This window comes from Xanthomonas sp. D-36-1 (genome assembly GCF_017746155.1).
GTDB lineage: Bacteria > Pseudomonadota > Gammaproteobacteria > Xanthomonadales > Xanthomonadaceae > Xanthomonas > Xanthomonas cissicola.
The window spans coordinates 39,010-64,745 of sequence record NZ_JAGHWR010000029.1; the positions used below are offsets into that span (position 1 = coordinate 39,010).

Annotated in this window: 17 protein-coding genes and 3 pseudogenes; 11 read left to right on the forward strand and 9 right to left on the reverse strand. The window is 64.8% G+C overall.

Annotated features, from left to right (window positions below; translation table 11 throughout):
* Positions 1 to 37: 37 nt before the first annotated feature.
* From J7367_RS09205 to J7367_RS09215, 3 genes are all read left to right on the forward strand, one after another.
* On the forward strand, positions 38 to 2,917 hold the full coding sequence (locus J7367_RS09205) for a pitrilysin family protein (protein ID WP_057661416.1): 2,880 nt from the start codon (positions 38 to 40) through the stop codon (positions 2,915 to 2,917).
* 165 nt (positions 2,918 to 3,082) lie between these two features.
* The gene (locus J7367_RS09210) at positions 3,083 to 3,508 is read left to right on the forward strand and encodes a hypothetical protein (RefSeq protein ID WP_176215031.1); all 426 of its coding nucleotides are present in this window, start codon (positions 3,083 to 3,085) and stop codon (positions 3,506 to 3,508) included.
* A complete protein-coding gene (locus J7367_RS09215; protein WP_057661414.1) occupies positions 3,486 to 4,415 on the forward strand; it encodes a GAF domain-containing protein in 930 nt (309 codons plus the stop codon). The genes J7367_RS09210 and J7367_RS09215 overlap by 23 nt, the downstream gene beginning before the upstream one ends.
* 356 nt (positions 4,416 to 4,771) lie before the next feature.
* On the opposite strand, the gene J7367_RS09220 is transcribed toward J7367_RS09215, so the two are convergent.
* Positions 4,772 to 5,677: a hypothetical protein gene (locus J7367_RS09220; RefSeq protein WP_176215032.1), complete on the reverse strand. Its 906-nt coding sequence runs from the start codon at positions 5,675 to 5,677 to the stop codon at positions 4,772 to 4,774.
* Positions 5,678 to 6,295: 618 nt separating this feature from the next.
* Positions 6,296 to 7,048 (reverse strand): DNA-formamidopyrimidine glycosylase family protein, encoded by a 753-nt coding sequence (locus J7367_RS09225; RefSeq protein ID WP_057661410.1) that lies wholly within the window; start codon positions 7,046 to 7,048, stop codon positions 6,296 to 6,298.
* 104 nt (positions 7,049 to 7,152) lie between these two features.
* Here J7367_RS09225 and J7367_RS09230 point away from each other — a divergent pair.
* The 3 genes and pseudogenes from J7367_RS09230 (at position 7,153) to J7367_RS09240 (ending at position 10,995) form a co-directional block, all read left to right on the forward strand.
* Positions 7,153 to 7,925 (forward strand): annotated as a pseudogene (locus J7367_RS09230) (DUF72 domain-containing protein).
* Between the two features lie 273 nt (positions 7,926 to 8,198).
* Positions 8,199 to 9,872: an alpha,alpha-trehalase TreA gene (gene treA, locus J7367_RS09235; protein ID WP_057661409.1), complete on the forward strand. Its 1,674-nt coding sequence runs from the start codon at positions 8,199 to 8,201 to the stop codon at positions 9,870 to 9,872.
* Between the two features lie 424 nt (positions 9,873 to 10,296).
* A complete protein-coding gene (locus J7367_RS09240; protein ID WP_057661472.1) occupies positions 10,297 to 10,995 on the forward strand; it encodes an AIM24 family protein in 699 nt (232 codons plus the stop codon).
* Positions 10,996 to 11,309: 314 nt separating this feature from the next.
* On the opposite strand, the gene J7367_RS09245 is transcribed toward J7367_RS09240, so the two are convergent.
* Positions 11,310 to 12,212: a magnesium transporter CorA family protein gene (locus J7367_RS09245; RefSeq protein WP_042805751.1), complete on the reverse strand. Its 903-nt coding sequence runs from the start codon at positions 12,210 to 12,212 to the stop codon at positions 11,310 to 11,312.
* A gap of 254 nt (positions 12,213 to 12,466) precedes the next feature.
* Between J7367_RS09245 and xopV the strand changes: the two genes are divergently transcribed.
* Positions 12,467 to 13,462: a XopV/AopV family type III secretion system effector gene (xopV, locus tag J7367_RS09250; RefSeq protein WP_057661470.1), complete on the forward strand. Its 996-nt coding sequence runs from the start codon at positions 12,467 to 12,469 to the stop codon at positions 13,460 to 13,462.
* An 85-nt stretch (positions 13,463 to 13,547) separates the two neighbouring features.
* Here the strand turns inward: xopV and cycA are convergent, their stop codons facing one another.
* Entirely contained in the window at positions 13,548 to 14,978 is a 1,431-nt protein-coding gene (cycA, locus tag J7367_RS09255; RefSeq protein WP_176215030.1) for a D-serine/D-alanine/glycine transporter, read from the reverse strand.
* A gap of 660 nt (positions 14,979 to 15,638) precedes the next feature.
* On the reverse strand, positions 15,639 to 15,932 hold the full coding sequence (locus tag J7367_RS09260) for a hypothetical protein (RefSeq protein WP_057661407.1): 294 nt from the start codon (positions 15,930 to 15,932) through the stop codon (positions 15,639 to 15,641).
* Between the two features lie 201 nt (positions 15,933 to 16,133).
* Between J7367_RS09260 and J7367_RS09265 the strand changes: the two genes are divergently transcribed.
* Both J7367_RS09265 and J7367_RS09270 read left to right on the forward strand, forming a co-directional pair.
* Complete coding sequence (locus J7367_RS09265; protein ID WP_170922313.1) at positions 16,134 to 17,780, forward strand: glycoside hydrolase family 6 protein; 1,647 nt, start codon at positions 16,134 to 16,136, stop codon at positions 17,778 to 17,780.
* A gap of 406 nt (positions 17,781 to 18,186) precedes the next feature.
* Positions 18,187 to 19,959 carry an expansin EXLX1 family cellulose-binding protein gene (locus tag J7367_RS09270; RefSeq protein ID WP_057661402.1) on the forward strand — a complete coding sequence of 591 codons (1,773 nt, stop codon included), beginning with the start codon at positions 18,187 to 18,189 and terminating at the stop codon, positions 19,957 to 19,959.
* A gap of 273 nt (positions 19,960 to 20,232) precedes the next feature.
* Here J7367_RS09270 and J7367_RS09275 read toward each other — a convergent pair whose 3' ends face one another.
* Positions 20,233 to 21,108, reverse strand: a complete 876-nt coding sequence (locus J7367_RS09275; protein ID WP_057661400.1) for a DMT family transporter — start codon at positions 21,106 to 21,108, stop codon at positions 20,233 to 20,235.
* Between the two features lie 198 nt (positions 21,109 to 21,306).
* Between J7367_RS09275 and J7367_RS09280 the strand changes: the two genes are divergently transcribed.
* Positions 21,307 to 22,191 (forward strand): SAM-dependent methyltransferase, encoded by an 885-nt coding sequence (locus J7367_RS09280; protein WP_057661466.1) that lies wholly within the window; start codon positions 21,307 to 21,309, stop codon positions 22,189 to 22,191.
* Positions 22,192 to 22,396: 205 nt separating this feature from the next.
* Positions 22,397 to 22,948: a hypothetical protein gene (locus tag J7367_RS09285; protein ID WP_057661398.1), complete on the forward strand. Its 552-nt coding sequence runs from the start codon at positions 22,397 to 22,399 to the stop codon at positions 22,946 to 22,948.
* Between the two features lie 226 nt (positions 22,949 to 23,174).
* Here J7367_RS09285 and J7367_RS09290 read toward each other — a convergent pair whose 3' ends face one another.
* The 3 genes and pseudogenes from J7367_RS09290 to J7367_RS09300 all read right to left on the reverse strand — a co-directional run bounded on the left by J7367_RS09290 (position 23,175) and on the right by J7367_RS09300 (position 25,590).
* Entirely contained in the window at positions 23,175 to 23,369 is a 195-nt protein-coding gene (locus J7367_RS09290; RefSeq protein ID WP_033480931.1) for a hypothetical protein, read from the reverse strand.
* Positions 23,370 to 23,541: 172 nt separating this feature from the next.
* A pseudogene (locus tag J7367_RS09295) lies at positions 23,542 to 23,654 on the reverse strand (transcriptional regulator); the annotation flags it as partial.
* A gap of 61 nt (positions 23,655 to 23,715) precedes the next feature.
* A pseudogene (locus J7367_RS09300) lies at positions 23,716 to 25,590 on the reverse strand (GGDEF domain-containing protein).
* Between the last annotated feature and the right edge of the window lie 146 nt (positions 25,591 to 25,736).

Sequence of the window (25,736 nt, forward strand, 5' to 3'; positions counted from 1 at the left end):
ACTACCCTCGGCCGATTGCCCTGTCCTGGAGTGTCACATGCTGCGTCCGCTGTCCCTGTTGATCGCCGGTGTGCTTGGCGTCGCTGCCGGTTCCGTTGCCCCCGCCGTCGCGGCCGCCCCGGCCAGCCTGTCCAAGAGCGCGGCCAGCAGCGCCATTCCCGACATCGCCTATACCCGCTTCACCCTGCCCAACGGCCTGACCGTGGTGGTGCACGAAGACCACAAGGCGCCGGTGGTGGCGGTGAGCATCTGGTACCACATCGGCTCCGGCGACGAGCCGGCCGGCAAGACCGGCTTTGCGCACCTGTTCGAGCACCTGATGTTCTCCGGCTCGGAGAACAACAAGGGCAGCTTCTTCGCGCCGCTGGAAAAGGTCGGCACCACCGACATGAACGGCACCACCTGGTTCGACCGCACCAACTATTTCGAGACCGTGCCGACCACCGCGCTGGATACCGCGCTGTGGCTGGAATCGGACCGCATGGGCCACCTGCTCGGCGCGATCGGCCAGCAGGAACTCGATACCCAGCGCGGCGTGGTGCAGAACGAAAAGCGCCAGGGCGAGAACCGCCCGTATGGCCGTGTGGACCAGAACATCCTGTCCAACCTGTTCCCGGCCAACCACCCCTACCAGCACGACACCATCGGCTCGATGGAAGATCTGGACGCGGCCTCGCTGGCGGACGTCAAACAGTGGTTCAACGACAATTACGGCGCCGCCAACACCACCCTGGTGCTGGCCGGCGACATCACCGTGGCGCAGGCGCGCGCCAAGGCCTTGCAGTACTTCGGCGATATCCCGTCCGGCAAGCCGGTGGCACGCCAGCAGCCGTGGGTGACCCCGCTGGCAACACAAAAGCGCGGCGTGCAGCACGACCATGTCTCGCAGCCGCGCATCTACCGCACCTGGGTTGCACCGCAGCTGGGCACCGACGACCTCATCCAGCTGGATCTGGCCACCACCGTGCTCGGCGGCGGCAAGACCTCGCGGCTGTACCAGCGCCTGGTCTACCAGGACAACCTGGTGGACGACGTCTCCGCCTCGGTGCAGCCGTTCGCGCTGTCCAGCCAGATGCAGATCCAGGCCGACGTGAAGGACGGCGTGGACCCGGCCAAGGTCGAGGCGATCATCGACGAAGAACTCAAGAAGTTCATCGCCCAGGGCCCCACCGCCGACGAACTGCAGCGCGCGCAGGTGGTCTACCGCGCCGGCTTCGTGCGCGGGCTGGAAAAGGTCGGCGGCTTCACCGGCAAGGCGGTGATCCTGGCCGAGGGCCAGGTCTATCGCGGCGACCCGGGCGCCTACAAGAAGGATCTGCAGCGTGCCCAGGCCGCCACCGCCGACAGCGTCAAGCGGGCCTCGGCCACATGGTTCGGCAAGGGCGATTACCTGCTCACCGTGCTGCCGGCCGGCAAGGACTTCGACCCGGCCGCCGAAGACAAGGCGGTGGTGGCACTTGGCGAAGAACCCGGCAAGCCGGCGCCCAAGCTGCCGGCCGCGGGCGCGTTCAAGGTCACCGCCTCCACGCTGGACCGCAGCAAGGGCGTGCCGCAGACCGATCGATTCCCGGACCTGAGCTTTCCGAAGCTGCAGCGCGGCAAGTTGAAGAACGGCATCGAGGTGATCCTGGCCGAGCGCCACACCATCCCGGTCACCCAGGTGGAGTTGCTGTTCGACGCCGGCTACGCCGCCGACCAGGGCCACAAGCTCGGCACCGCCCGCTTCAGTGCCGCGCTGATGAACGAAAGCACCACCGCGCTGGACTCGGTGGAAGTGGCGCAGCGCCGCCAGCGCCTGGGTGCGATCACGGCGGTCGGCTGCGATCTGGACAGCTGCAGCGCCTCGCTGGACGCGCTCAACGACCAGCTGCAGCCCTCGCTGCAGTTGTTCTCCGATATCGTGCGCAATTCAGCCTTCAAGGCTGCCGACATCGAACGCGTCCGCGGCCAGTGGCTGTCCGGCATCGCGCAGGAAAAGACCCAGCCCAACAGCCTGGCGCTGCGGGCGCTGCCGCCGTTGCTGTTCGGCAACCAGCACCCGTACGGCATCCCGCTCACCGGTAGCGGGACCGAGGCGGCGATCAAGAGCCTCAACGCGCATGATCTGCAGAATTTCCACAGCCAGTGGCTACGTCCGGACAACCTGCGCATCCTGGTGGCCGGCGACACCACGCTGGCGCAGATCATTCCCCAGCTCGATGCCACCTTCGGCGACTGGAAGGTCCCGACCACGGCGTTGCCGAAGAAGAACCTGGCCAACGTCGCCGCCCAGCGCAAGCCGCGCGTGTACCTGATCAACCGCCCGGATGCGCCGCAATCGGTGATCCTGGCCGGCTTGCTGGCTCCGTCCACCAAGGCGCCGGACAACCTGGCCATTGGTGTGGCCAACGGCGCCTTCGGCGGCACCTTCACCTCGCGCCTGAACATGAACCTGCGCGAAAACAAGCGCTGGGCCTACGGCGCCGGCACCCGCATGATGGATGCGCAGGGCCAGCGGCCCTACCTGTTCTCGGCACCGGTGCAGACCGACAAGACCGCCGAATCGGCCAACGAGATCTTCAAGGAAGCCACCGCCATCATCGGCGACAAGCCGCTGACCACCGACGAGATCGAGAAGATCAAGAACCAGCGCATCCGCGCCCTGCCCGGCAGCTTCGAAACCACCGGCGCGGTGCTCGGGGCGATCGAGGGCATCGTGCAGTTCGACCGCCCCGACGACTACGTGCAGACGCTTAAGCCGCGCCTGGAAGCGATCGACCAGCCGGCCGCGCAGAAGGCCATCAAGGAAATCATCAAGCCGGAGGCGATGACCTGGGTGATCGTCGGCGACCTGAAGAAGATCGAAGCTCCCGTCCGTGCGCTCAAGCTGGGTGACGTGCAGGTGCTGGACGTGGACGGCAAGCCGGTCAAGCGCTGATCGCACCTGCCACACCGGCTGCGCTGCTGCACGCAGCGTGGCCGGTGCGGGCAGGGGTCATGTTTGATGCAGCGTGTGGTGGTTCGGCGCGTCAGTCGCTGCCCGAATGCTCGTCGCCACCGCAGTATTCCCCCGCGTGGCTGCGGCGCTACAGCAGCAACGCACATGCACCTGCTGCCCTGTGATCGCTGCCTGCAGGCGTGCTCGACAGCAGCAAGGACACAGCAGGGCGTGCTTCGTGCGCGTCGTGTTGAAACAGCGATGACCCTGGCGCGCAACTGCCGGGTGGACACCGCCGGCACCATGCAATGTGTGGTGCAGATGGTCCAGGCGCATTCGCCAGCGTGCGTTACACGCAGCGCATGTCGAACACCTCGCCTGTCGTTCGCCATCGTGGCCCTGCCCGATCCCCTGCCTGATCGCCTCGCAAACACGACCCATGCGGTCGCTGCCAGCACGCGGCGCTGGCGTCTCACCTCGCGCTGTCCGCAGGGCGGCATCCACGCCGCATTACCGGCGCTGCCGGTATGCTTGCCGCTTTCGCGTTCGCGCTTGCCTGGCTTATTCGATGAAAGACATGCCCGTAGCTGACGAAGCCTCTCGCCAACAGGTCCTGGATGGCTATCGCATCGTCGACAGCCTGCCGGAGGACACTTATCAAGACGTCGTGCAGGTTGCCGCGTCCCTGTGCGACACACCCATCGCGCTGATGTCGCTGGTGGACCGCGACCGCCAATGGTTCAAGGCGCAGCTGGGTCTGGGCCTGCAGCAGACCGAACGGAGCCAGGCAGTGTGCGACCACGCCATCCGCAGCCCCGAGCAACTGATGGAAGTGCCGGACCTGCGCAAGGACACGCGATTTGCCGATATTTCGGTGGTCACCGGCGACACCGGCGCGCGGTTCTATGCCGGCATGCCGCTGGTCACTTCCGATGGTGTGGCGTTGGGCACGGTCTGCGTGCTCGACACCGAGCCACGCACGCTCACCGAGCTGCAGCGCACCGGCCTGCAGGCGCTTGCACGGGTGGCCATGCGTCTGCTCGACGAGCGCAAGCGCGAGCTGCAACTCGAGCGCGACGCCATCCTGCAGCCGGTTGCCCCGGTCGCCAGCCAGGCCGTCGCAGACACGGGCTATCACCTGGTGATTCTGGAAGTGCAGGAATTGGCCGCACTGGCCGAGCGCCAGAGCGAACGTTTGCTCGGGCGCAACCTGCAGCAGCTCGACCAGGCCCTTGCAGCACTGGTGCAGGGGCCAGGCAACAGCATCGACCGTGTCACCGACAGTGCGGAATTCATCGCCGTGCTGTGCGGCCCCGACGCCGAGCGCACCTTGCAAAGCCTGCGCGAGATCGCCCAGCAACAACATGCGCTGGGCCTGACCGTCTTGTTGGGCCAAGCGCAATCCGCTGGCCCGGACGAGCCGATCGGCCAGGTATTTCTGCGCGCCGAAGTCGCGCTGAGCGCAGAGAAGGACCGTTACCGGCAGAGCCTGGCCTGAGGCCTGCGAATCGATCTGCTGCTTCGCAGACGTACCCTCATCCCAATCCCTCTCCGCTAGAAGACGGGGTTTGAAGCGAAGCGCCCGCGGTCAGTTGTTCCGCGGTGAATTCAGCCTCGCCGCTTGGTTTGAACTGCAAGGCAAGGCGGAAACGATGTAAGCCCCCTTCCCGGCGGGGCGTAAACGCACCGCTTGCAGGTCACTGGCGTGCGTGCCTTGGAGCGCCCGTGCTGCAGGCGCGGGCCGGGGCGTGGAACGGGGGTTGGGGTAAGGGTACGGCGGTACCGAGTCGCCGAATCTCGCGATGACACTGCCGCATCCCCAGCTGCGTCTGCACCACAGCACAAATGCACCCTTCACCCCAGCGCGCACTGCTTCAACTGGCGATCGGCGTACCACAGCGCGCGGCGGGCCAGGTCGTAGGCGCTGTCGGCCTGACGCGGCAGCATCTGTGCGGCCATCACCGGATCGGCGCCGTTGTTCAAGGCGTGCTCGGCACGTTCCAGATCCGACAGGTGCGTGCGTACCGGCGACAACAGCGATGTGCGCCTGGAGGCGTCGCAACGCGCACTGCGCTGTTCCAGCGCCGCCAGTGCCTCGCGGATGCGACGGCTGGCTTCCCCCTTGAGGTCGGGCAGCGTTTCATGCGCAATCGGCGCTGACTTATAGGCATCGCCCGTCGCCTCGCTGCCCATCTCGCCCTGATTGCCGGCGAGCGCGGGATTGAAGCGCACGTCCGGCGGCGGACGCGCCTTGGCGACCTGGGTCTGCGGCCCGTTGAGCATGTCGTTGAACTTCTTCATGCCGCGATTCATTTCCTGCACCGCCACATCGCCCAAGGTGCCATCGCTCTTCCAGTCCTTGGCGAAGCGGGTTTCCTGGTACTGCACCGGGTTGACCCGCTCCATGATCTTGCGCGCCTTGGCCTGCGCGCGTTCGTCGGCCATCCCCGGTGGCACCGCGCTGCCGGTCTGCGCCATCGGGTCCACCTGCGCCATGCGCAGGCGCCCGTCGCGGGTATACAGCTGGGCCGACATCGAATCGCTGACAGGCGCAGTGGCGGCGGCTGACTGCCGCGGCGGTGGCGGCGTGTGCGTGACCGGCGGCGCCGCACGCGCGGCCGAGGCAACCCGCGGCTTGCGCTCGGGCTCCTGCGGCGGTTGCTGCGGTGTCGGCGGCGTCTGTTGTGGCCGCGGCACGAAATACACCTGCAACGTGTCGTCGTGTTGCGGGGTTTCGCGTGGCGGCGGCATGTACAGCAACAGGCAGGCAAGAAAGAACAGGATGGCGCCCGTGCATGCGACAGCGGCGACATGCGGGACAAGCGCTTCCTTCCTGCGGGTAGTCACAATGCGGGAGACCGATGAGATGAGAGTGCCGACGCCGCACACAGCGAACCCTGGTGTGCGACGCGCAAATCTAGCGGGCGGCGCGACGGCGCGCGTTTGTAATTCGTTGTTTGGCTGGGAAGGGCCAGCCGCCATTCACATTGCGCCGCAGGTGGGCGCGAGCGAATTGCCAGTGCGCCACGGGCCGAATAGAGGGCGCGCCGGTGAGCGGATTCGACAACAGCCTCCGAGAACATGGCGGGCAACTCGTTTGGCCATGCGATGGGGCAGGCCAAGCGCCAGCACCGCGAAAACGGCCTACCCCGCGCGCGATCCGAGACCGCCATGCACATCCTCGAACGCTGATGCACCGTCACGCCAGCACGCTCACCGACGACGCATCGCCATCCGATCACTGGCAGGCCAACGACAGGATCACATAGCTCGGCGCGCACGGACCGCTGCTTGGTGACCGCAATCCCTCAGACCGCAGTCCATCAGCAGGCACTCGCCGATCCGACCAGCGCTTTCCTGGCCACGGCACGGCGCCCATCAGGCCTGGTCGGCGCGGTACAGGCGCTGGCAGACCTCGCAGAAAAACGCACGACGTCCGGCCTTGCCCAGGTGCTTGCGGTACTGCAGCGGTGCGCCGTCGCGCGGGCAACTGGTCTTGGTGTGCACCTGATAATGCTTCTTCAGCACGAAGGCTTTTTTCCAGGTGTAGAAGTGGAAACTGTAGTCGCGTGCCTGGGTGACCAGTTCGCCGAGCTTGCGCGCCGGCAACGCGCCCACGGTGCTTTCCGGATGCACGCGGATGCGATGCAGCACTTCGTTCTTGATGATGTTGCCCACGCCGGCAAAGATGGTCTGGTCGAGCAGTGCATCGGCCGCCAGCATTGCCGGAGCGGCGCGTAACTTGCGGCGCGCCTGTGCGGCGTCCCACAGTGGGTTCATCACGTCCGCCGTCCAGTCGTAGATCTCGTCCAGCGGACGCTCGATGAACTGCACCGAGCACGCATAAAAGTTCAGCCGCTGGCCTTTGGAAAATTCCAGGCACAAGCGCGGCACCGCGTTGGGCTTGTCTTCGTTGATGCGGTAGCTGCCGAACAGCAGGAAATGGATGCGCACGCTGAAATGCGCAAATTCGATCAAAAAGTGCTTGCCCCAGCTGCGCAGTGCCAGCACGTTTTGCTGGTCCAGCCGCGCGATGTCCTGCTTGCTGTTGCCGGACACGCGCACGATCCTGCGACCGACAAACGCTTGGGTGTCTTCGCGCAGGATGACAAGTGAGGGACCTTCTGGCATGCGCCCAGTATCGAAGCGCTGCGTGAGTCGCCCGTGAGTGCGATGCACACGGCATCCTGACGCACGCGCATGCATAGAGTGCTGCCACTCTCGGCTTGCCTGCCATGCCAGCTCGTCCATCCGCTGCCATTGCACGTGTGCGTTGTGGTTGCGCAGGCTGGTCGATTCCTGCCGCCGACCGCGCACAGTTCGACCAAGGCGCCAGCGTATTGCAGCGCTACGCCACGCGTTTTGACGCGGTGGAAATCAACTCTTCGTTCTATCGCCCGCACCGCGCCAGCACCTATGCGCGATGGGCCGACAGCGTCCCGGAGGATTTTCGTTTTTCGGTCAAGCTGCCGCGCAGCATCAGCCACGACGCGAGCCTGCACGGCACCGGGCCGCTGCTGGATGCCTTCCTGGCGCAGGCCGGCGCGCTGGGAACACGACTGGGCTGCCTGCTGCTGCAACTGCCGCCCAGCGCCGCCTTCGATGCCGCGGTGGCCGCGCGGTTTTTCGCGATGCTGCGCCGGCGCTGGGACGGCGGCGTGGTCTGCGAACCGCGCCACGCCAGCTGGTTCGCGCCGCACCTGCGCAGGCGCTGCTGGCGCGCCATCGCATTGCACACTGCGCCGCCGACCCGGCGCCAGTGCCCGCAGCCTCGCTGCCGAGCCCGACTGCTGCACCGCTGTATTGGCGCTGGCATGGCGCCCCGCGCATCTACTACAGCAGCTACCCGCACACCGCACTGCAGGCGCTGGCCGCGGCGGTGCGCGCCAGCCATCCGGGCAGTACGCAGCCACCGCCCGAACGCTGGGTGATCTTCGACAACACCGCAGCCGGGTGCGCCACCTCCAATGCGCTGGAATTGCAGCGCCTGCTCAAGAAGGAGCGCTAACGCAAACGCGGGCAGGTGGCGGTCTTCCGGCACGCCGGTGGCGCGCATCTTGCAACGGCCAGGCTGCAGGGACGCCGGCGCACCACCATTCAAGCTGCCTGAGTGCCGCGCCGATATGCCTGGATCGACGCACGTTGCGGCACCACGCCGATCAGCTTGCTGAATTCAGTCGTCCCGGTGCGAAGCCTGTCGGCGTGCCGGCACCTCGCTCGGTCCCGCCCGCCACATCGGTCGTTTACCATGCCCTACGCCACTGCCCGTTCTGGAGATGTCATGAGTTCTGCCGCGCCCCCGTGCTGCACGTCGCTGCTTGGCCTGTCGCTGAGCATGTTTGTTGCGCCGGGCACGCTGACCGCCGCGCCGCTGGAGCCTCCGGTCGTCAATGCGCCGGCGCCCACGCCGCCCACGCCCGACCTGGCCTACCCGGAACTGTTCCAGGCCGTGCAGCGCGGTGAGCTGTTCGATGACCAGAAGCACTTTGTCGACTTCCTGCCGCTGCGCGACCCGGCGCTGATCAACGCCGACTATCTGGCGCAGCACGATCACCCCGGCTTCGACCTGCGCAAGTTCGTGGATGCCAATTTCGAAGAATCGCCGCCAGTGCAGACCGATGCGATCCGCCAGGACACCGCGCTGCGCGAGCACATCGACCTGCTGTGGCCCAAGCTGGTGCGTAGCCAGAACCACGTGCCGCCGCACAGCAGCCTGCTGGCGCTGCCGCATCCGTATGTGGTGCCGGGCGGACGCTTCCGCGAGGTGTATTACTGGGATTCCTACTTCACCATGCTGGGCCTGGTGAAGAGCGGCGAAACCACGCTCAGCCGCCAGATGCTGGACAACTTCGCCTACCTGATCGACACCTACGGGCATATTCCCAACGGCAACCGCACCTACTACCTCAGCCGCTCGCAGCCGCCGTTCTTCTCCTACATGGTGGAGCTGCAGGCCGGCGTGGAAGGCGAGGCGGTCTATCAGCGCTACCTGCCGCAGCTGCAAAAGGAATATGCCTACTGGATGCAGGGCAGCGATGACCTGCAGCCCGGCCAGGCCGCGCGCCACGTGGTGCGCCTGGCCGATGGCAGCGTGCTCAACCGCTATTGGGACGAGCGCGACACCCCGCGCCCGGAAGCCTGGCTGCACGACACCCGCACCGCCGCAGAAGTGACCGACCGCCCGGCCGCCGAGGTCTACCGCGACCTGCGTGCCGGCGCCGAAAGTGGCTGGGACTACACCAGCCGCTGGCTGGCCGACGGCCAGAACCTGCGCACCATCCGTACCACCGCCATCCTCCCGATCGACCTCAACAGCCTGCTCTACCACCTGGAGCGCACGCTGGCGCAGGCCTGCGCGCAACCGGGTGCGGAGTGCACCCGCGATTACGCCGCACTTGCACAGCAGCGCAAGCAGGCCATCGACGCGCATCTGTGGAATGCAGCCGGCTACTACGCCGACTACGACTGGCAGAGGCATACGCTGAGCAACCAGGTCACCGCCGCCGCGCTCTACCCGCTGTTTGCCGGCCTGGCCTCGGACGATCACGCCAAGCGCACCGCCAGCACCGTGCGTAAAACGCTACTGCGCCCGGGCGGACTGGCCACCACCGCAGTGAAGACCGGTCAGCAATGGGACGAACCCAACGGCTGGGCGCCGCTGCAATGGGTGGCCGTGGATGGCCTGCGGCGCTACGGCGAAGACGCGCTGGCACGCACCATTGGCGAACGTTTTCTGGCCCAGGTGCAGGCGCTGTTCGCACGCGAGCACAAGCTGGTCGAGAAGTACGGCCTGGAGACCGATGCGGCCGGCGGCGGCGGCGGCGAATACGCCCTGCAGGACGGCTTCGGCTGGACCAACGGCGTCACCTTGATGCTGTTGAACCTGTATCCGGGCAAGGACACCAAAGCCGCACCCGCCAAGCGCGTGCGCAAGCCCGAGGCGGCCGCGCGCTGAGGACGGTGCCGCTGCTGCGCAGTGCGTGGCGGCGGCAGGGGCGGATCATTGGCGTTGGATGTCGGACGGTGCACGTCACCGACGCGCAGCACAGCCGTTGCGGCAACACGACGCGCTCTGCATTTGCTGGCAACACGTCGCGCGATCGTGCGATAGGGGCATCGCACACACAAACGCGTGCATAAAAACGCACCATGCCGATTCGGCGCACCGGCGAGGCCCTCCGATGGTGTGCAGCCGTCTGGAGCGCAGCGATTCGAACCGCGCCTGGTTCACCCGCAAACGTAGGGCGCGGCTGGTGATCGCCACCTTGCCGCTGTCATCGCATGCGCTGATGCGCAGCACATGGGCTCCCGGTGCCGGCCCGCGACTGCACCGCAGACGGCCGCGTATCATGCGCACTCTTTCACTCCAGGACGGACCCATGGCCGTACGCACGCTCAATGAATTTCTCGCCCATTCCAAGGAAAAGGACGTCAGCCCCGATCCGTTCGAACTGGAAAACCCGCATCTGCTGGAAGTGCGCCTGAACGGCATGGTGTGGTCCAAGGCCGGCGCCATGGTGGCGCGCACCGGCAACGTCAAGTTCACCCGCGAGGGACTGCTGGAACAGGGCCTGGGCAACCTGCTGAAAAAAGCCGTCAGCGGCGAAGGCATGCAGTTGATGAAGGCCGAAGGCCAGGGCCGCGTGTATCTGGCCGATGTCGGCAAGATGGTCACGCTGCTGCGCTTGAACGGCGAGGCGATCTTCGTCAACGGCAACGATGTGCTGGCGTTTGAATCGGGCGTCGAACACAAGATCACCATGATGCGCAAAGTGGCCGGAATGCTCTCGGGCGGGCTGTTCAACGTGCGCCTGAGTGGCCACGGCATCGTGGCGATCACCTCGCACTACGAGCCGCTGACCTTGCCGGTCACCGCCGCCAGCGGCCCGGTGTTCACCGACCCCAATGCCACCGTCGCCTGGTCCGGCACGCTGACGCCGGAGCTGGTCACCGACGTCTCGATCGGCACGCTATTCGGCCGCGGCTCGGGCGAAAGCCTGCAGATGCGTTTTGCCGGCGAAGGTTGGGTCGTGGTGCAGCCCTATGAAGAAGCCAGCTTCCAGCAGTCCAAGGGCTGATCCAGGCCGCCCGGCAGCAACAATGCGCATGACCTGATTGCACGCTACGCAGCTGACAGCCTTCAAGTCACGACGGCGCGCAGCACCTGTGTAGGAGCGCCCCTGGGCACGAGGGCTTTGCCGGTAACGCCACATCGCGCCCAGGGGCGCTCCTACGGTTCTCGGGCGCTGGTGCAGTGACGAAGCAGTGGACAGTCTTCAAATCACGACGGCGCGCGCAGCACCTGCGCAGGAGCGCACCCAGGCGCGAGGGCTTTTCCGGTAACGCCACATCGCACCCAGGTGCGCTCCTACGGTTGTCCGGCGCTGATGCGTCACACCCATCCACGCTTGCGAAACCACGCCAGCGGCACCACCACGCTCAACGCGATGATGCCAAGCGCCCAGAAATAGTTGTCGTGCCCCTTGAGTTCGGGCATGTAGGCGAAGTTCATGCCCCAGATGCCGACCAGCACGGTGGGTGGGATGCCGACCACCGATGCCACTGCCATCACCTTCATCACGTTGTTCTGGTCGATGTTGATCATGCCCAGCACGCTGTCGAGCAGGAACTCGATGCGGTCGTCCATGTGCTGATGGAATTCGCTCAGGGTGGTCAGGTCCTTGTGCAGCGAGGTGATGCGTTTGGCCGCATCGGCGCCGAACCAGTCCGGCGCGGTGCCATCCAGATACGTCACCAGACGCAGCATGCCCTGCCCGGCGCTATGCAGCCCGCCGAGCTGGCGGCCCATGTCGCCGACCTGGTGCAACATGCGCTCCAGATCCTTGGTCTTGTGTGGGCTATCGAACACCTGCCGCGTGGTCTCGGTGACTGTCGCTTCGAGTGCCTCAAGCCGGTCTGCCAACCGCCCGACCAGTTGATCGAACATGCGCAGCAACAGGTCGTCCGAGCTGTGGCAGGGCGCGTGTTCCAGCCGCGCGGGCAAGTCCTCCAACGAGCCGATGCGCTGCTCGCGCAAGGTCACCAGCATGCTGGGCGACAGCGCAAACCCCAGCGGTGCGGTGGGGCCGTCATCGTCCTGAAAACGCGGCACATTGAGAAACAGCACATCGCCCTGGCGGCGTACCCGGCTGCTGAATTCGATCTCGCCAATCGCCGCACGATCGGGCAAGGCAAACCCCGCCTTTTCAGCGGCCTGCGCCAACTCTTGCGGACTCGGCTGGCACAGGTCGACCCAACAGTGCTGGGTTCCGGCAATCGGGTGGATCGTGATCATGCATCGACTGTGAGATGAAAGAGCCCAAGCATCCTCCGCGTCCACCATGGCGTCAACGCCGGCACATGCCCACCGGCGAGGTAGGCGACTGCCGCGATGGCCGCGATGGCCGTGCCTGCTCACGCATGCGATCGCCGCGGGATTTCTGCAAGGCAGCGAACGCTTTCGCCAAATCGCACATCGATTCTGCTGTGAGCGGTATGCACGTCCTGGCTGCCTTACATTTTCCGCTCACGCATTCCAGGAGTACGCGCATGAAAATCTCCGGCTCGGCGTTTCGCCAGCTACACGAGCATATCGGTCCTGTTGATCCGCGACATGCCCCATCGGTTTGCGACGACATCCAAATCGGCGCCCACTCCCAACTCTGCGGGCTGCCTCGCATGCGCCGAAGCGCATCAGCCAAGGGGCGATCGCCGGCGTTCATCGCAGACAGCAGCCATCTCGATGCGCTGTTCGGCAGCACCCAGCCCGCGCGCGGAAAGCAACTGGAAGACGGTACCCATCGGACGCCGATCCAGAGTCAGGAAATAGAAACGCCTGCCGGCGGCCATGCGCAGGTCAAGATCAATCCAACACGCCTGTTCGTCTCGACCGGTCCGGCACTGAAGACGCTGCATCGTCTCGATCCAGCCAAGCTATCCAAAGATCTCGGGCTGAGCGAGGACGCCATCGATCGCATCAGGAGCACCCCGACGTTCCACGAACAGACTGAAAGCGGCGTGCCGTCCAGTACGCCACTGGCTCAGCGCCTGCGCCTGGAAGATCTGCGCGACAAGAAAGTGGAGTACAAATGGAACATCGCCAGCAATGGCAGCTTGGTCATCGGAGAAGGGCATCCTGGCGTGGTCCTGGACGAGCCGATGACAAGCAAGGACGCGCGCAAGAAGAAACAGCCATACGCGCAAGGCCATGTCACCCTCGTGGGCGGCCAACCCTGGAACAGGACCACCTGGCAGGAAAACCGCCAGATACCGGAAGCGCGCATCAGCGGCACCCTGTACTACAACACGGACGGCGAGCTCTGCATCGATAACGATTCGGGGCGATTCAGCGAATATGCCGACCGAACGTCAGACCATCTCGAAAACGTCTCCAAGCTCTTTCAGCACTACGGTCTGCCGGTCACGCCGGAATGGAAAGCAAAGAAACAGATTCCGTTGCAGCGTCTGCCCGCCGGGGCTGCCATCGCGTCACCGAGCCCGGCACAGAAAGGCGAAGCGGCGCATCCTGACCCAAGCGGTGAATGATCCACCGTCCACGCGCATCGCCATGACGGCTCGCAGCGTGCGGTCACCGCCGCACGCTACACACGATGCGTGCCGCACCCATCGCTCAATGCTGCCGGTTCCCACGGCGTTTGACCGCATAGCCAATGGCCAGGAGCAGGAACCAGACCGGGCTGGCCAGCAATGCCTGACGCGTGTCGTCCTGCAGGGTCAGCAGCACGATGACGAAGGCGAAGAAAGCCAGGCACACGTAGCACATCAGCACGCCGCCGGGCATCTTGAACGCCGAGGCGGCGTGCTGCTCCGGGCGCTTGCGGCGGTAGGCGATGTAGGCGCACAGGATCAGCGACCACACGAACATGAAAAGCACCGCCGACAGCGTGGTGACCAGCGTAAACGCGGTGACCAGGTTGGGAATCAGATACACCAGCATCGCGCCCAGCAGCAGGCACAGACAGGAAAACAGCAGGCCGCGCGCCGGCACTGCCGCACGCGAGAGCTTGGCAAAGCCCTTGGGCGCATGCTGTTCTTCGGCCAGGCCGTAGAGCATGCGGCTGGTGGAAAAAATGCCGCTATTGGCCGACGAGGTGGCCGAGGTCAGCACCACGAAGTTGATCAGGCTGGCCGCCGCCGGCACGCCGGCCAGCACGAACAACTCCACGAACGGGCTCTTGTCGGCCACCACCTGCCGCCACGGCGTCACCGCCATGATGGCGATCAGCGCAAGCACATAGAAAATCAAGATGCGCACCGGAATCGAATTGATCGCCTTGGGCAGATTACGGCGCGGGTCGGCGGTTTCTGCAGCCGTGGTGCCGACCAGCTCGATGCCGACGAAAGCGAACACCGCGATCTGAAAGCCGGCAAAGAACCCGCCAATGCCCATCGGGAACATGCCACCGTCGTTCCACAGATTCGACAGCGAGGCCACGTTGCCCGAGGGCGAGCGGAAGCCCCAGGCCACCAGCCCGGCGCCAGTGACGATCAACGCGGCAATGGCGATGATCTTGATCAGCGCAAACCAGAATTCCATCTCGCCGAACAATTTCACCGTGACCAGATTCAGGCTCAGCAGCAACAACACGCACAAGATCGCCGGAATCCACGGCGCCAATCCCGGAAACCAGAACTGCGCATAGGCCGCAATCGCGATGACATCGGCAATGGCGGTGATGATCCAGCAAAACCAGTACGTCCACCCGCAGAAAAACCCGGCCCATGGCCCGAGCAGGTCGGTGGAAAAATCGATAAACGACTTGTATTCCAGGTTGGAAAGCAGCAGTTCGCCCATCGCGCGCATCACGAAGAACAGCATCGCGCCAATGATGAGATAGACGAACAGGATCGACGGCCCGGCCAGACTGATCGTCTTGCCAGAGCCCATGAACAGGCCGGTACCGATCGCCCCGCCGATGGCGATCAACTGCAGGTGGCGATTGGACAGGCTGCGTTGCAGATGATCGGGCGCGGACGGGTCAGACATGGGCACGGCACCGGAGGAGTGGGCAAGCTGGTCAACATACGAGATCACGCCCATGCGTGCCAGTGGGCGCCTGATGCGAGGCTGCGGTGGGCACGTCCTCTGCAACGACCTGGGCAAGACCCGCGTCGCAGACCTGCACCGCCCCAAGACCGCAACCAGCGTCCAGGCCGTACCGCACTCCCGGCGGCGGCAATTCGCACTGCATGCAGCTCAGTCTGCCGGTACCTGCTCACGCCTGCCATCTCGACCGTAGCGACCTCGCATCGAACCGTCCCGAGTTCTTCTGACACCGGCATCTAGGTCAGACGCGCTGGTTCACGTTCACCGCCAGGCACCGGCCATCTGGAGCTGTGGCGCAATGCCCTGGAACCACGACCCCAGCCGAGACTGACATCCAACATAATGCATCAAAATATACTTTTACACCCTTCTCCTAAAATAAAAAACAAACCATTTTTGTCAGAATTAAATAACTTTCGAGATTATCTTTGTAAATATAATTTCCGAATCATCGGTATCCGTCTTCGTTTTCTTCTCCACATAATCGGCATCTGCAATAACGCCACACCTTTCTCGGATGGTGAGCGTAGTCGTCCACAGTTCCAGCATCTGCTTTTATGGTAGCGCTCGCTTTCTAGAGCACGCGCACGGATTCGTGCCATCAATGCTGGCCTTCTACGTTCTCAGTCTCGCCAGAAAGCTTCCCATGCATCTTCAGCCACACCCCGCCTGCAAGGCCTGCTGCCATTGTCGATCGATGCGCCGACCATGCCGTTCGATGGTCGTGGCAGGCAGGTAGACGAAACCGGTCATGAGCCGCAACGACGCGGCACACAATCGCACAGTGCGCGTGGGCGTAAGCCCCGCTGCAGCTGCGCTCAAACGGGCAACGGAATCGACGCATTGCGCCGACCGATGCGCGAATACGGCGAGCCGCTTGAATGCGACACGCCGCACCATCTTCTGCGCCGATCGCCCCGGCGCAGGACCACCGATGCACACGCGCATCTGGGGCGCGTTCGGTTGCGCACGTGCATCACTCACCCCGAGCGGACATCAATCGAGAGAAGCCACCAGTCATAGCGAATCACGCGACATCTTGATATCTCGCTATTACACACCGTTTCACCACTTCCCATCCCAAGGCAAAATTCAATGTCATCTTTGACAAACCTCCGACCCTGCGTCACGTCCAAGCTCGCCGTTTCGTTGCTGACCGGCGCGCTGCTCATTCCCGTTGCGGCATCCGCCCAGAGCCATGTCGACAACCCGTTCGTCGGCGCGAGCGGGTATGTCAATCCCGATTATTCGAAGGAAGTCAACTCGTCGATCGTCAAGGTCAAGGATGTGCAACTGAAAGCCAAGATGCAGGTCGTCAAGTCCTATCCGACCTCCGTCTGGCTGGATTCGATCAACGCGATCTATGGCGGCTCGCGCAACGCCGGCCGCCTAAGTCTGCAAGGCCACTTGGATGCGGCATTGGCGCAGAAAAAGGCCAACACGCCGATCACGGTCGGCTTTGTCATTTACGACATGCCGGGGCGCGACTGCCATGCGCTGGCCTCCAACGGCGAGCTGCCACTGACGCAAGCCGGCTTGCAGCGCTACAAGACCGAATACATCGACGTCATCGCATCGACGCTGGCCAATCCGAAATACAAGGATCTTCGGATCGTCAACATCATCGAGCCGGACAGCCTTCCGAATCTTGTCACCAATCAAAGCACGCCCGCCTGCGGCCAGGCGGCATCCAGCGGCATTTACGAGGCCGCCATCAAGTACGCGCTCGACAAGCTCCATGCCATTCCCAATGTTTACAATTACCTCGATATCGCCCATTCCGGCTGGCTGGGGTGGGACAATAACCGTAGCCCTGCGATTTCGCTGTACACACGGGTCGTGCAGGGAACGGCAGCCGGTCTGGCCAGTGCGGATGGCTTCATCACCAACACCGCCAATTACACGCCGCTTCATGAGCCGAACCTGCCCAATCCGGACCTGACGATCGGTGGCCAGCCCATTCGCTCGTCCAACTTCTATCAATGGAACAGTTTCTTCGACGAATCGACCTATGCGGAAGCGCTCTACAACGGCTTCGTCGGCGCGGGTTGGCCCAGCAAGATCGGCTTTCTGATCGACACCGGTCGCAACGGCTGGGGCGGCAGCGCGCGCCCTGCATCTGCCAGCGGCAATGACATCAACACCTACGTGGACTCCGGACGCGTGGACCGTCGTCTCCATCGCGGCAACTGGTGCAATCAGAGCGGTGCGGGGATCGGCATGCCGCCGACCGCGGCACCCGGCGGGCATATCCATGCCTATGTGTGGGGCAAGGGAGCGGGCGAATCCGACGGCTCCAGCAAGTACATCCCCAACAACCAGGGCAAGGGCTTCGACAGATACTGCGACCCGACCTATACGACGCCGGACGGCACGTTGACGGGCGCCTTGCCGAACGCGCCGATCGCCGGTAACTGGTTCCACACGCAGTTCGTCCAGTTGGTCGCCAACGCGTATCCCGCTATCGGCACCTCGACCAAGGTGGCGCTGCAGTCGGCTTCGACCGACGCGGTGCCCGCCAGTTTGCCGACGGCAACGAAGGGGCTGACCGCCAATGCAGCGGACGGCAAGGTCAGGCTCAGCTGGTCGCCCGTTGCCGGTGCCACGGGTTACACGGTGCAACGTGTTGCCGGCGCAGCCGCTGCTCCCATCACCGTCGCATCGGGCCTGACCTCGCCCTCATATGTGGACCAGGCGCTCACCAACGGTACCACGTACTACTACAAGGTAACGGCCAACGGCCCATCGGGTGCAGGCGCGAGCTCGGTCACCGTGAGCGCGACGCCGCATCGGTGATGCGATAACTGCGTTGCCACAGAGCGGTAGAGGCTAGTGTGCTCTACCGCTCCTCGGCTGCGGGAGGAGCGCTGCAACAACGATGCGGCGCCTAGCGGCCGCCAGTTCAATCGCTGTCGTGCTGCTCTACCTCTGTCTGGAACGCGGCATGCGCTTCGAATGAGATGACATCGGAGCAGATGCCGTCGGCGGCGGAACGGGCGCTGCATGGCACAGGCTCGGTAGCGCCACGGCAAGCGGCGCAGCGCCCACTCCGTGCTTCTGCCGGCCAACCCGGCGGGAAGTGGCCTGTGGCACGCCGGGACTGCATCGCGCGCGTTGCCGGGGCGCTGTGCCCTTTTGTCTCCAACCGCACAGGCCGCTTCGTAGGCATCTCAACGTACATGACACACTCTAGGAAACGTCCATGCTGTCACACATCCATTTCTTGATCGCGCTCGCAACGCTCGTCCCGCTCACCGCGCCGGCGATGCAGGTCAGTACGCAAGCTCCCCTTGTCGATGCAACGGGTCAGACGCTGCACATTCGCGGGGTCACCTGGCCCGGCTTCGATCGCGCCGGGTTGGCGGCCGTCGGCATGCGCAACAACACACTGGCGCAACTGCTGGATCGGATGCAGGCGTCAGACATTAATGCCGTGCGGGTGCCGGTCTGCGCCGCTGTTCTGCAACGCGCCCCTGTGGCAGCTGCAGAAGTTGCCGGCGATTCCACGCTGCGCGGATTAGATTCCTTGCAACTGCTCGACACAGTGGTGCATGCCGCAACCCAGCGCGGGATGCAGGTGATGTTCGCGTTTGCAGATGGAAGTTGCGATGACCGCGCACCGCTCCTGGGCGCACAGCGGCAGGCATGGACGCGCGGCCTGGTCACGCTGGCACGCCGCTATGGCGGCAACGCCAATGTCCTGGGTATCGACCTTGGCAGCAGCGGCTACCGCAATGCCAGCTGGACAGGAAACGCGGCGGATCAGGATTGGAACCGGGTAGCGTCGCGCGCAGCTGCAACGGTGCTGGCGCAGGCACCGCGTTGGTTCGTGGGTGTGGAAGGTGTGGGCAGCAATGGGGTGTGCAGTGACCCGGGGCGCAAAGCGCCTGGCAGCAATCTTCAGCCGTTCGCGTGCGTGCCGCTGGACATCGCTCGCCGACACCTGGTGTTGATGCCGAAGTTGGCGGGCCCGGACCGCGATACGACCGGTGCCTTCGCCGCACCCGGATTTGCGCAGGCACTGCCCGCCATGTGGCAACGCGACTTCGGCCAATTCGCACTCGACCATGCAGTGGTACCCGTCAGCCTCGGCGGTGGACTGGGCGATGGCGACCCGCGCGACCCAGCATGGCAAACCGCATTGAGCGGTTATTTGGCAAACGCTGGAATGCGCAGCGCATTTCTCGGCAGTTGGGAAACTGGCAATGCCAACAACGGCGGCCTGTTGGCGCCGGATGGCAGCCCCCGCGCAGACAAACTGCTGATCTTGCGTCATGCCTGGGGCATGTTGCCCGTCATGCCCGCCATTGCCACAGCAACTGGCGACAGCACGAAGAATGCGAGCGGGAAGAAGTCGTGGAATAGTACTTTCAGCGGCACTGCCACCATGACCGGCTCCGGCTACTCTGGCGGCGCGCTCCTGCTGGACCCCATTCCGAGCGATGCCTTCATCACCGCGCTCAACTCCACGCAGCTGAACTTCGGCGGGATCAAGGCCGCGCTGGCTGGCGCCTATCTGGAAGTGACCGGCCCCAGGGGAAAGACCATCGTCTATGTCACCGACCTGTATCCGGGGGGCGCCTCTGGCGGCCTGGATCTGTCGCCCAATGCCTTCGCGGCGATCGGCAACACGGCAGACGGGCGCATTCCGATCAGCTGGAAGGTCGTCCGCGCGCCGATTACCGGCAACGTGCAGTACCGCATCAAAGAAGGCAGTTCACGCTACTGGGCCGCGATCCAGGTGCGACACCACACCTATCCGGTGGTCAAGTTCGAAGTCAAACAAGGCAGCACCTGGACCAGTCTGCCGAAGACCGATTACAACCATTTCGTAGGCACAAACCTCGGCAACAAGCCGCTGTCCATCCGCATCACCGATATCCGCGGGAAGGTCATCGCGGACAAGATTCCCGCGCTGACGGAATACAGTAGCTCCGAGCCGTATTTCGAGCCCGGCAACGTACAATTTCCCTGAGGTACGCCGCCGACCCGAGAACGGCCGGTACGCTGGCGCGCTGCGGCCACATTGGCAAAACGTCTATCGCGGCGACTGCATCGAAACAAGGCCGGCGACGATGCCCGCCTCATCGAGCGCTGGCGCGTTCGGCGTGCGGCACCGGGTTCTGGTCAGCGATGGATCCGGATGCAGGATTGGATCGCAACTGCCTCGCTGTCTGGACCCCTGACGGACCGAGGCTTTTTTGAATCCCGCCCCACTGCCAGCCAACCGGCCGGTACTGCGCAGCACTCACACGATCTTCGTCCGCCGCCACCAACGCGACACCTGTTCCTCGCGCACCAGGGTGAACAAACCGGCGCCCAGGATCAGCGCGATGCCCACGGCCATCGGCCAGTCCAGATGATCATGAAACAGCAGGTAGCCAAAGGCGATGGCCCATAGCATCTGGCTGTATTGGGTTGGTGCGACCACGCTGACCGGGGCCATGCGCGTGGCGTACATCATGCAGATGGCGGCCAGCCCGGCGAGCAAGCCGTAGCCGGCCAACAAGCCCCACTGCGACAGCGTGGGCCAGACGAAGCTGGGCAACATCATGATCCCGCCCATCACCAACGGGCCGATCACCCCAGCGCCATACAAGGTCAATCGCTTTTCGCTGTGGCCGGCCATGCGCAAGGCGATCACCGAGATGGCGCCGACCAGGCCGCACACGAGTGCCGCCACATGCCCGTGGGTGAGATGGCGAAATCCCGGGCGCAGCACGATCAACACGCCGATGAACCCGACGATCACCGCCGACCAGCGCCGCCAATGCACTTCTTCCTTGAGGAAGATCACCGACAGCACGGTGACGAAGATCGGCATCAGGAAGATCAGCGCGAATGCTTCGGCCATTGGCAAGGTGGTGAAGGCGATCACCGAGGTGAGATTGACGATGGCGCCGGTGAGCGCACGCAGCAGCCACAGCGCCGGCTGCTTGGCCATCACCAGCTCGCGCAGCTGGTCGTTTGGCTTTTTCAGGAACGGCACCGCCAGCAGCATCAGCAGCGCGCCGAGAAACAGCACTTCATAGACCGGCAGCGTGCCTTCGAGCAGCTTCACGAACGCATCGCTGATCGAATAAGCCGCATAACAGGCGAACCCCAACAACACACCCTTCAGCATGACCCACGCTCCTCGGTTGACGCCGATCCGACGAGGTGTCGATACGGACTGCCTGCAGTATGCGATGCGGCGTGTGTCAGCGAAACGGCGCAGGCAGTCGACCTCGGTGGCAGACGCATGCGGTGGGCGCCCCGGCGGCAGATGCCTGGCCGCAACAGGTCGGTTACGATGCCGCTCCCTTCCTTGCAGCGCTGCGGCATGTTCCGCACGCCGCACACAGAGCTGTCAGCCGTGCCCCACTACTCCGGCCCCTTACTCGTTCTCGCCGATGCCCAAGCGCTGCTTGCCGCGCGCGGCAGTGGTCTGGCTTACTGGACCGGCTCGCTCGACCTGGGCCGCAGCACCGACACCGCCCAGCTCGATGCACAGACCTGGCAATGGCGCGGCCGCGGTTATCCCTATCCGGGCAAGCTCAAGGAGCGCACGCTGTACTTCTGGGATGGCGAGGATTTCGCGCCGATCTCGCGCTACAGCGGCGCATTGATCAAGCTGGTGCCGACCGAATGGGGCGCGCCCACGTTCGAGATCGATGGCATCAAGATGCTGCCCTCGGCGCAGCTGTCGCCGTTCGAGGATGCGCGGGGCAAGGTGGCGCTGGTGGACCCGCGCGGCAAGAGCGTGCTGGACACCTGCGGCGGGCTGGGCTACTTCGCCGCCTGCTGCCTGGGGGCCGGGGTCGCGCAGCTGCGCTCGTTCGAAAAGAATGCCGACGTGCTGTGGCTGCGCACGCTCAACCCGTGGTCGCCGGATCCGGAGGGCGCTGCTGCCGGCGGACGCCTGCAGCTGACCCATGCCGATATTGCGCAGCACATCGTCACGCTGGCCGACGATTCGGTCGATGCCATCCTGCATGACCCGCCCCGCTTCGGCATTGCTGGCGAGCTGTATTCGCAGGTCTTCTACGATCAGCTGGCACGCGTGCTGCGCCGAGGCGGGCGGCTGTTTCACTACACCGGCGCGCCCAACAAGCTCACCAGTGGGCGCGATGTACCCAACGAAGTGAGCAAGCGTCTGGCCAAGGCCGGCTTCACCACGCAACTTGCCCTGGATGGCGTGCTGGCGAACTTGCCGGCACGGCGCTGAGTGGTGCCTCCGTGCCATTGACGCTGGCGACACGATCTGTGCGATCACCGAGCGGCAGATGCAAGGCAGCGTGCACTCACAGCACGCATGCGCACTGCATGATCACGCGAGGCGTGCGCGAGGCCAGCATGACGGTTGCCGCGGCAGTTGCAGCGTGCCGCCGAAGGGATCTGCGATACTGCCGCTCCCTCGACATGGATGTTGCATGCGCGCCCACGTGATCATTGCCCTGCTGGTTTCGCTCTTGCTGGTCACTGCGGCACCAGCACACGCGCAGACGGCATCGGTGACGGCAAGCGCACCATCGCAGCCGATGTCAGGAGTGACCACGCGCTATCCGGTGACTACCGCAACGGTGGGCGGGCGTGTGATCCACCTGGGCGAACACCAGGGCAAGTGCGCGGTAGTGCGCGATGACGAGGTCGTTGTGCTGGGCATCGGCGCACCTTGCTACTTCAGCACCGATCGACGGCATGCCGCGCAGGTCCATCGCTTCCATGGCAGCGACGTCGTGCTGGTACAGCACGCGCATCCGACGTCGCGACCTGACTGGGACGTGGCCGTCTACGGGCCCATCTGCGCCTTCGAAGCGCAAGCGATACGCGAGATCGGCGGCGTGCTGGAACCCGGCGGTGTCGCCGGCTCCTGGCATTGCGACCCGACCGCAGGGGCCGACCAGAAGCAGTTCGTCTATAGCTACGACGCCTGGCCCAGGCACGGTGCCCGGCGACCTGCACGCACGCAAGAAGCGCACTGACCGTTGCGAGCGCTGCGGCCGATGCGAATCCGGCCTGGTTTTGGTCAGCGCTGTCTGCTCAGCAGATCTATTGCGCCGCGTACCAGCGCTTGCACGCTGCATGCGATTGCCTGGCACCGCGCCTCAGTCGCTGCGTGTCGGAGGGCAGAGGCGTCGCATGATCGCCGGCAAACGCACAGGCCGGGTCATGCAGTGCGAAAACGTGCGATCGCGATCAGCCGCACCATCACCGCAGCTGACGGCGCGCCTTCCAACTCGCACATGCGACGCCGCCGACGATCGCCAACGGCACGCAGCTCAGCAGCGCATCCCAGCCGACCGTAATCCAGAAGCGATGCGGGTCGCTGTCGACCAGAAAACTCCGTGCCGGTCGGCCATCAATAGCGCTGACATGGCGCCCTTCGGGGATTGCATCACGCAACAGCCACAGGCGTCCGCAACATGCGATCACCACGATGACAGCTACGCCGCGCACTCGCCAGTCGGTCAGGCGTGAGGCCTTGCGTTCAGAGGCCGGCGGCGTTGATGGACGCGGTGTTTTCAAGCCTGAGTTGCTATCGACATGACAGCGAAGTTGACGCGTCCCCATTCAGCCGCGGGCTTCTGACCCTGTGGAGCAACACGTGCAACATGCGGGAAAGGCGGCTATCGATGCGCATGCGGTTCTGGGCCGTTCGATCGGTTCACGGCAACCAGCGGTCGCCATCGGCCGGCAGATTGTGCCGCAGCATCGCCCCGATGTCGCAGCGCAGGTGTGTGCATCAGGTTCAGCACACCGCCCACTGATCGCGCCCAGCGGTCTTGGCGGCGTACAGCGCAAGATCGGCCTGGCTCAGCAACACATCCAGCCCGGTGTCGGCGACGATGCGCACCGCGCCCATACAAAAGCGCACCGGTTGCTCGGGCGGCAGGCCGGCGATGTCGATCGCTGCCACCGCGCTGCGCAGGCGCGTAAACACCGCGGGAATCTCCTCTTCGCCACAGCCCGGCAACACCAGCAGGAATTCTTCGCCGCCCAGGCGGCCCAGGCGATCCTGCCCGCGCAGGGCCAGCCGCGATGCGCTGGCCAGCGCCTTGAGCACCGCATCGCCGGTGGCATGGCCATACACGTCGTTGATCTGCTTGAAGTGATCCAGATCGATCAATGCCAGCATGCCCGGCGTTTGCGAGCGCAAGGCCTGCTCGATCTGCTGCTGCGCCTCGGTGCGAATGGCGCGCCGGTTGGGCAGGCCGGTGAGTTCATCGCGCATCGCCAGCCGCGATAACTGGCGGCGGTGCCGTGCGCCGAAGGCCAGCACCACCAGTGCCCCGAGCAGCAACAGGCAGGCTGCGCACAACGCGATCCACAGCGTCCGCTGGCCGGCTTCGCGCGCCTGCAGTGCCAGCTGCGCGGTCTCGCTGCGGCGGCGCAGCTCGGCCGTTTCGGCGCCGCGGCGTGCATCTTCGTAGCGCGCCTGCAAGCGCAACATCACCGTATCGCGCTGGCGGTCCAGGCTCTGCGCGCGCAGCGCATTGGCGCGTTGCAGTTCCTGGTAGGCCTCGGCATGGCGGCCTTGGAATGCAAGTGCCTGGGCGATGGCGTCGACCAATTGTGCGCGACGGTTCAAGGTCAGATTGGGATCGTCTGCGGCCTTGGCAGCGACGATTTCCGCGTCCAGGCCCTGCGCCTTCAACGCGATCAAGGCCTGCAGCAAGACGGCGTGACATGCCGCAACACGCCCGGTATTGCCTTGTTGCTGCATCAGCGGCAGGGCTTCGCGGGCCATCGTCAATGCAGAAGCGGCATCGCCGGTTTCGATCAGGGCCTCGCTGGCACTGGTCAGCGCTGCAGCCACGCCCGCCTGGTCGCGCAGTTCGCGGCTGAGCGCCAATGCGCGCCTGAAATGCAGCAGCGCCGCTTCCGGTTGCCGTGTTGCCAAGGCAGTGCCGAACTCGTGTTCGACCAGACTGCGCTGAAAGCGCGCCGGCTGGTCGTGCAGGCGTGCCAGCGCACGCTGCAGGTAGTCTTCGGTTTCGTTGTCTTCGGCGGCGCGACCACCGACGCGGCTGGCCAATGCTCCCAGTTGCGTCAACGCATCCAGCTCCAGCCCCAGCAGGTTTTCGCGCGCGGCACATTGATAGCTGGCCTACGCCGCGCTCCAGGATTCATCGCTGCTGCCGGAGGCGAGCATGCTCCACATGTCGACCGCCTCCACTTCGCACAGCAGATCGTTGCGGCCCAGCGCGCTGGCCCGTTGGCGCAGCGCTTCCAGCCGCGCCACCATGACGCGATTGGGGTTTTCGCGCACATCGCTGAGCGCCTGCACGATATACAGCCACAGCCGTGCCTGCGGGGTGTTGCCGTGCAGCTGGTCGAGCCTTCCGCGCGCCTGCGTCAGCACCGCCTGGCGGCGTTCGCTGTCTTCCAGTGAAATAAGCACGCGTGCCTGCGCCAGCAAGGCCCAGAACTCGGCATCCACGTCGTGGTCGCCGCTCGCACGCTGCAGTGCGCCTTGTGCGATCTGCAACGCGACCACGGGGTCGTCGATGGTCGCCGCTTCGATCGTCTTCCACGGCTGCGGCTGCGCCGACACCATGCCACTGCCCAGCAGCAAGGCAAACGCGGCGAGCCCATGTCGCCACCGGACCACGCACATGCTCATCGCATCATCACGTCGACGACGGGCCGCAGCGTGCGCACGCCAAGCCGATGCCATTCGCGCTGACGTGGCGGCTTGCTGGTTGCTGCGGCATGTCAAGCACTCCCACGGTTGGATGGCGATGGAATCCAGCGGAATTTCAGGCGAAA

Bases quoted from the DNA above. Each gene is read 5' to 3' on its own strand.
- J7367_RS09205 (WP_057661416.1), top strand. From the start codon at position 38: ATGCTGCGTCCGCTGTCCCTGTTGATCGCCGGTGTGCTTGGCGTCGCT.
- J7367_RS09210 (WP_176215031.1), top strand. From the start codon at position 3,083: ATGCACCTGCTGCCCTGTGATCGCTGCCTGCAGGCGTGCTCGACAGCA.
- J7367_RS09215 (WP_057661414.1), top strand. From the start codon at position 3,486: ATGAAAGACATGCCCGTAGCTGACGAAGCCTCTCGCCAACAGGTCCTG.
- J7367_RS09225 (WP_057661410.1), bottom strand. From the start codon at position 7,048: ATGCCAGAAGGTCCCTCACTTGTCATCCTGCGCGAAGACACCCAAGCG.
- treA (WP_057661409.1), top strand. From the start codon at position 8,199: ATGAGTTCTGCCGCGCCCCCGTGCTGCACGTCGCTGCTTGGCCTGTCG.
- J7367_RS09240 (WP_057661472.1), top strand. From the start codon at position 10,297: ATGGCCGTACGCACGCTCAATGAATTTCTCGCCCATTCCAAGGAAAAG.
- J7367_RS09245 (WP_042805751.1), bottom strand. From the start codon at position 12,212: ATGATCACGATCCACCCGATTGCCGGAACCCAGCACTGTTGGGTCGAC.
- xopV (WP_057661470.1), top strand. From the start codon at position 12,467: ATGAAAATCTCCGGCTCGGCGTTTCGCCAGCTACACGAGCATATCGGT.
- cycA (WP_176215030.1), bottom strand. From the start codon at position 14,978: ATGGGCGTGATCTCGTATGTTGACCAGCTTGCCCACTCCTCCGGTGCC.
- J7367_RS09260 (WP_057661407.1), bottom strand. From the start codon at position 15,932: ATGCGCGTGTGCATCGGTGGTCCTGCGCCGGGGCGATCGGCGCAGAAG.
- J7367_RS09270 (WP_057661402.1), top strand. From the start codon at position 18,187: ATGCTGTCACACATCCATTTCTTGATCGCGCTCGCAACGCTCGTCCCG.
- J7367_RS09275 (WP_057661400.1), bottom strand. From the start codon at position 21,108: ATGCTGAAGGGTGTGTTGTTGGGGTTCGCCTGTTATGCGGCTTATTCG.
- J7367_RS09280 (WP_057661466.1), top strand. From the start codon at position 21,307: ATGTTCCGCACGCCGCACACAGAGCTGTCAGCCGTGCCCCACTACTCC.
- J7367_RS09285 (WP_057661398.1), top strand. From the start codon at position 22,397: ATGCGCGCCCACGTGATCATTGCCCTGCTGGTTTCGCTCTTGCTGGTC.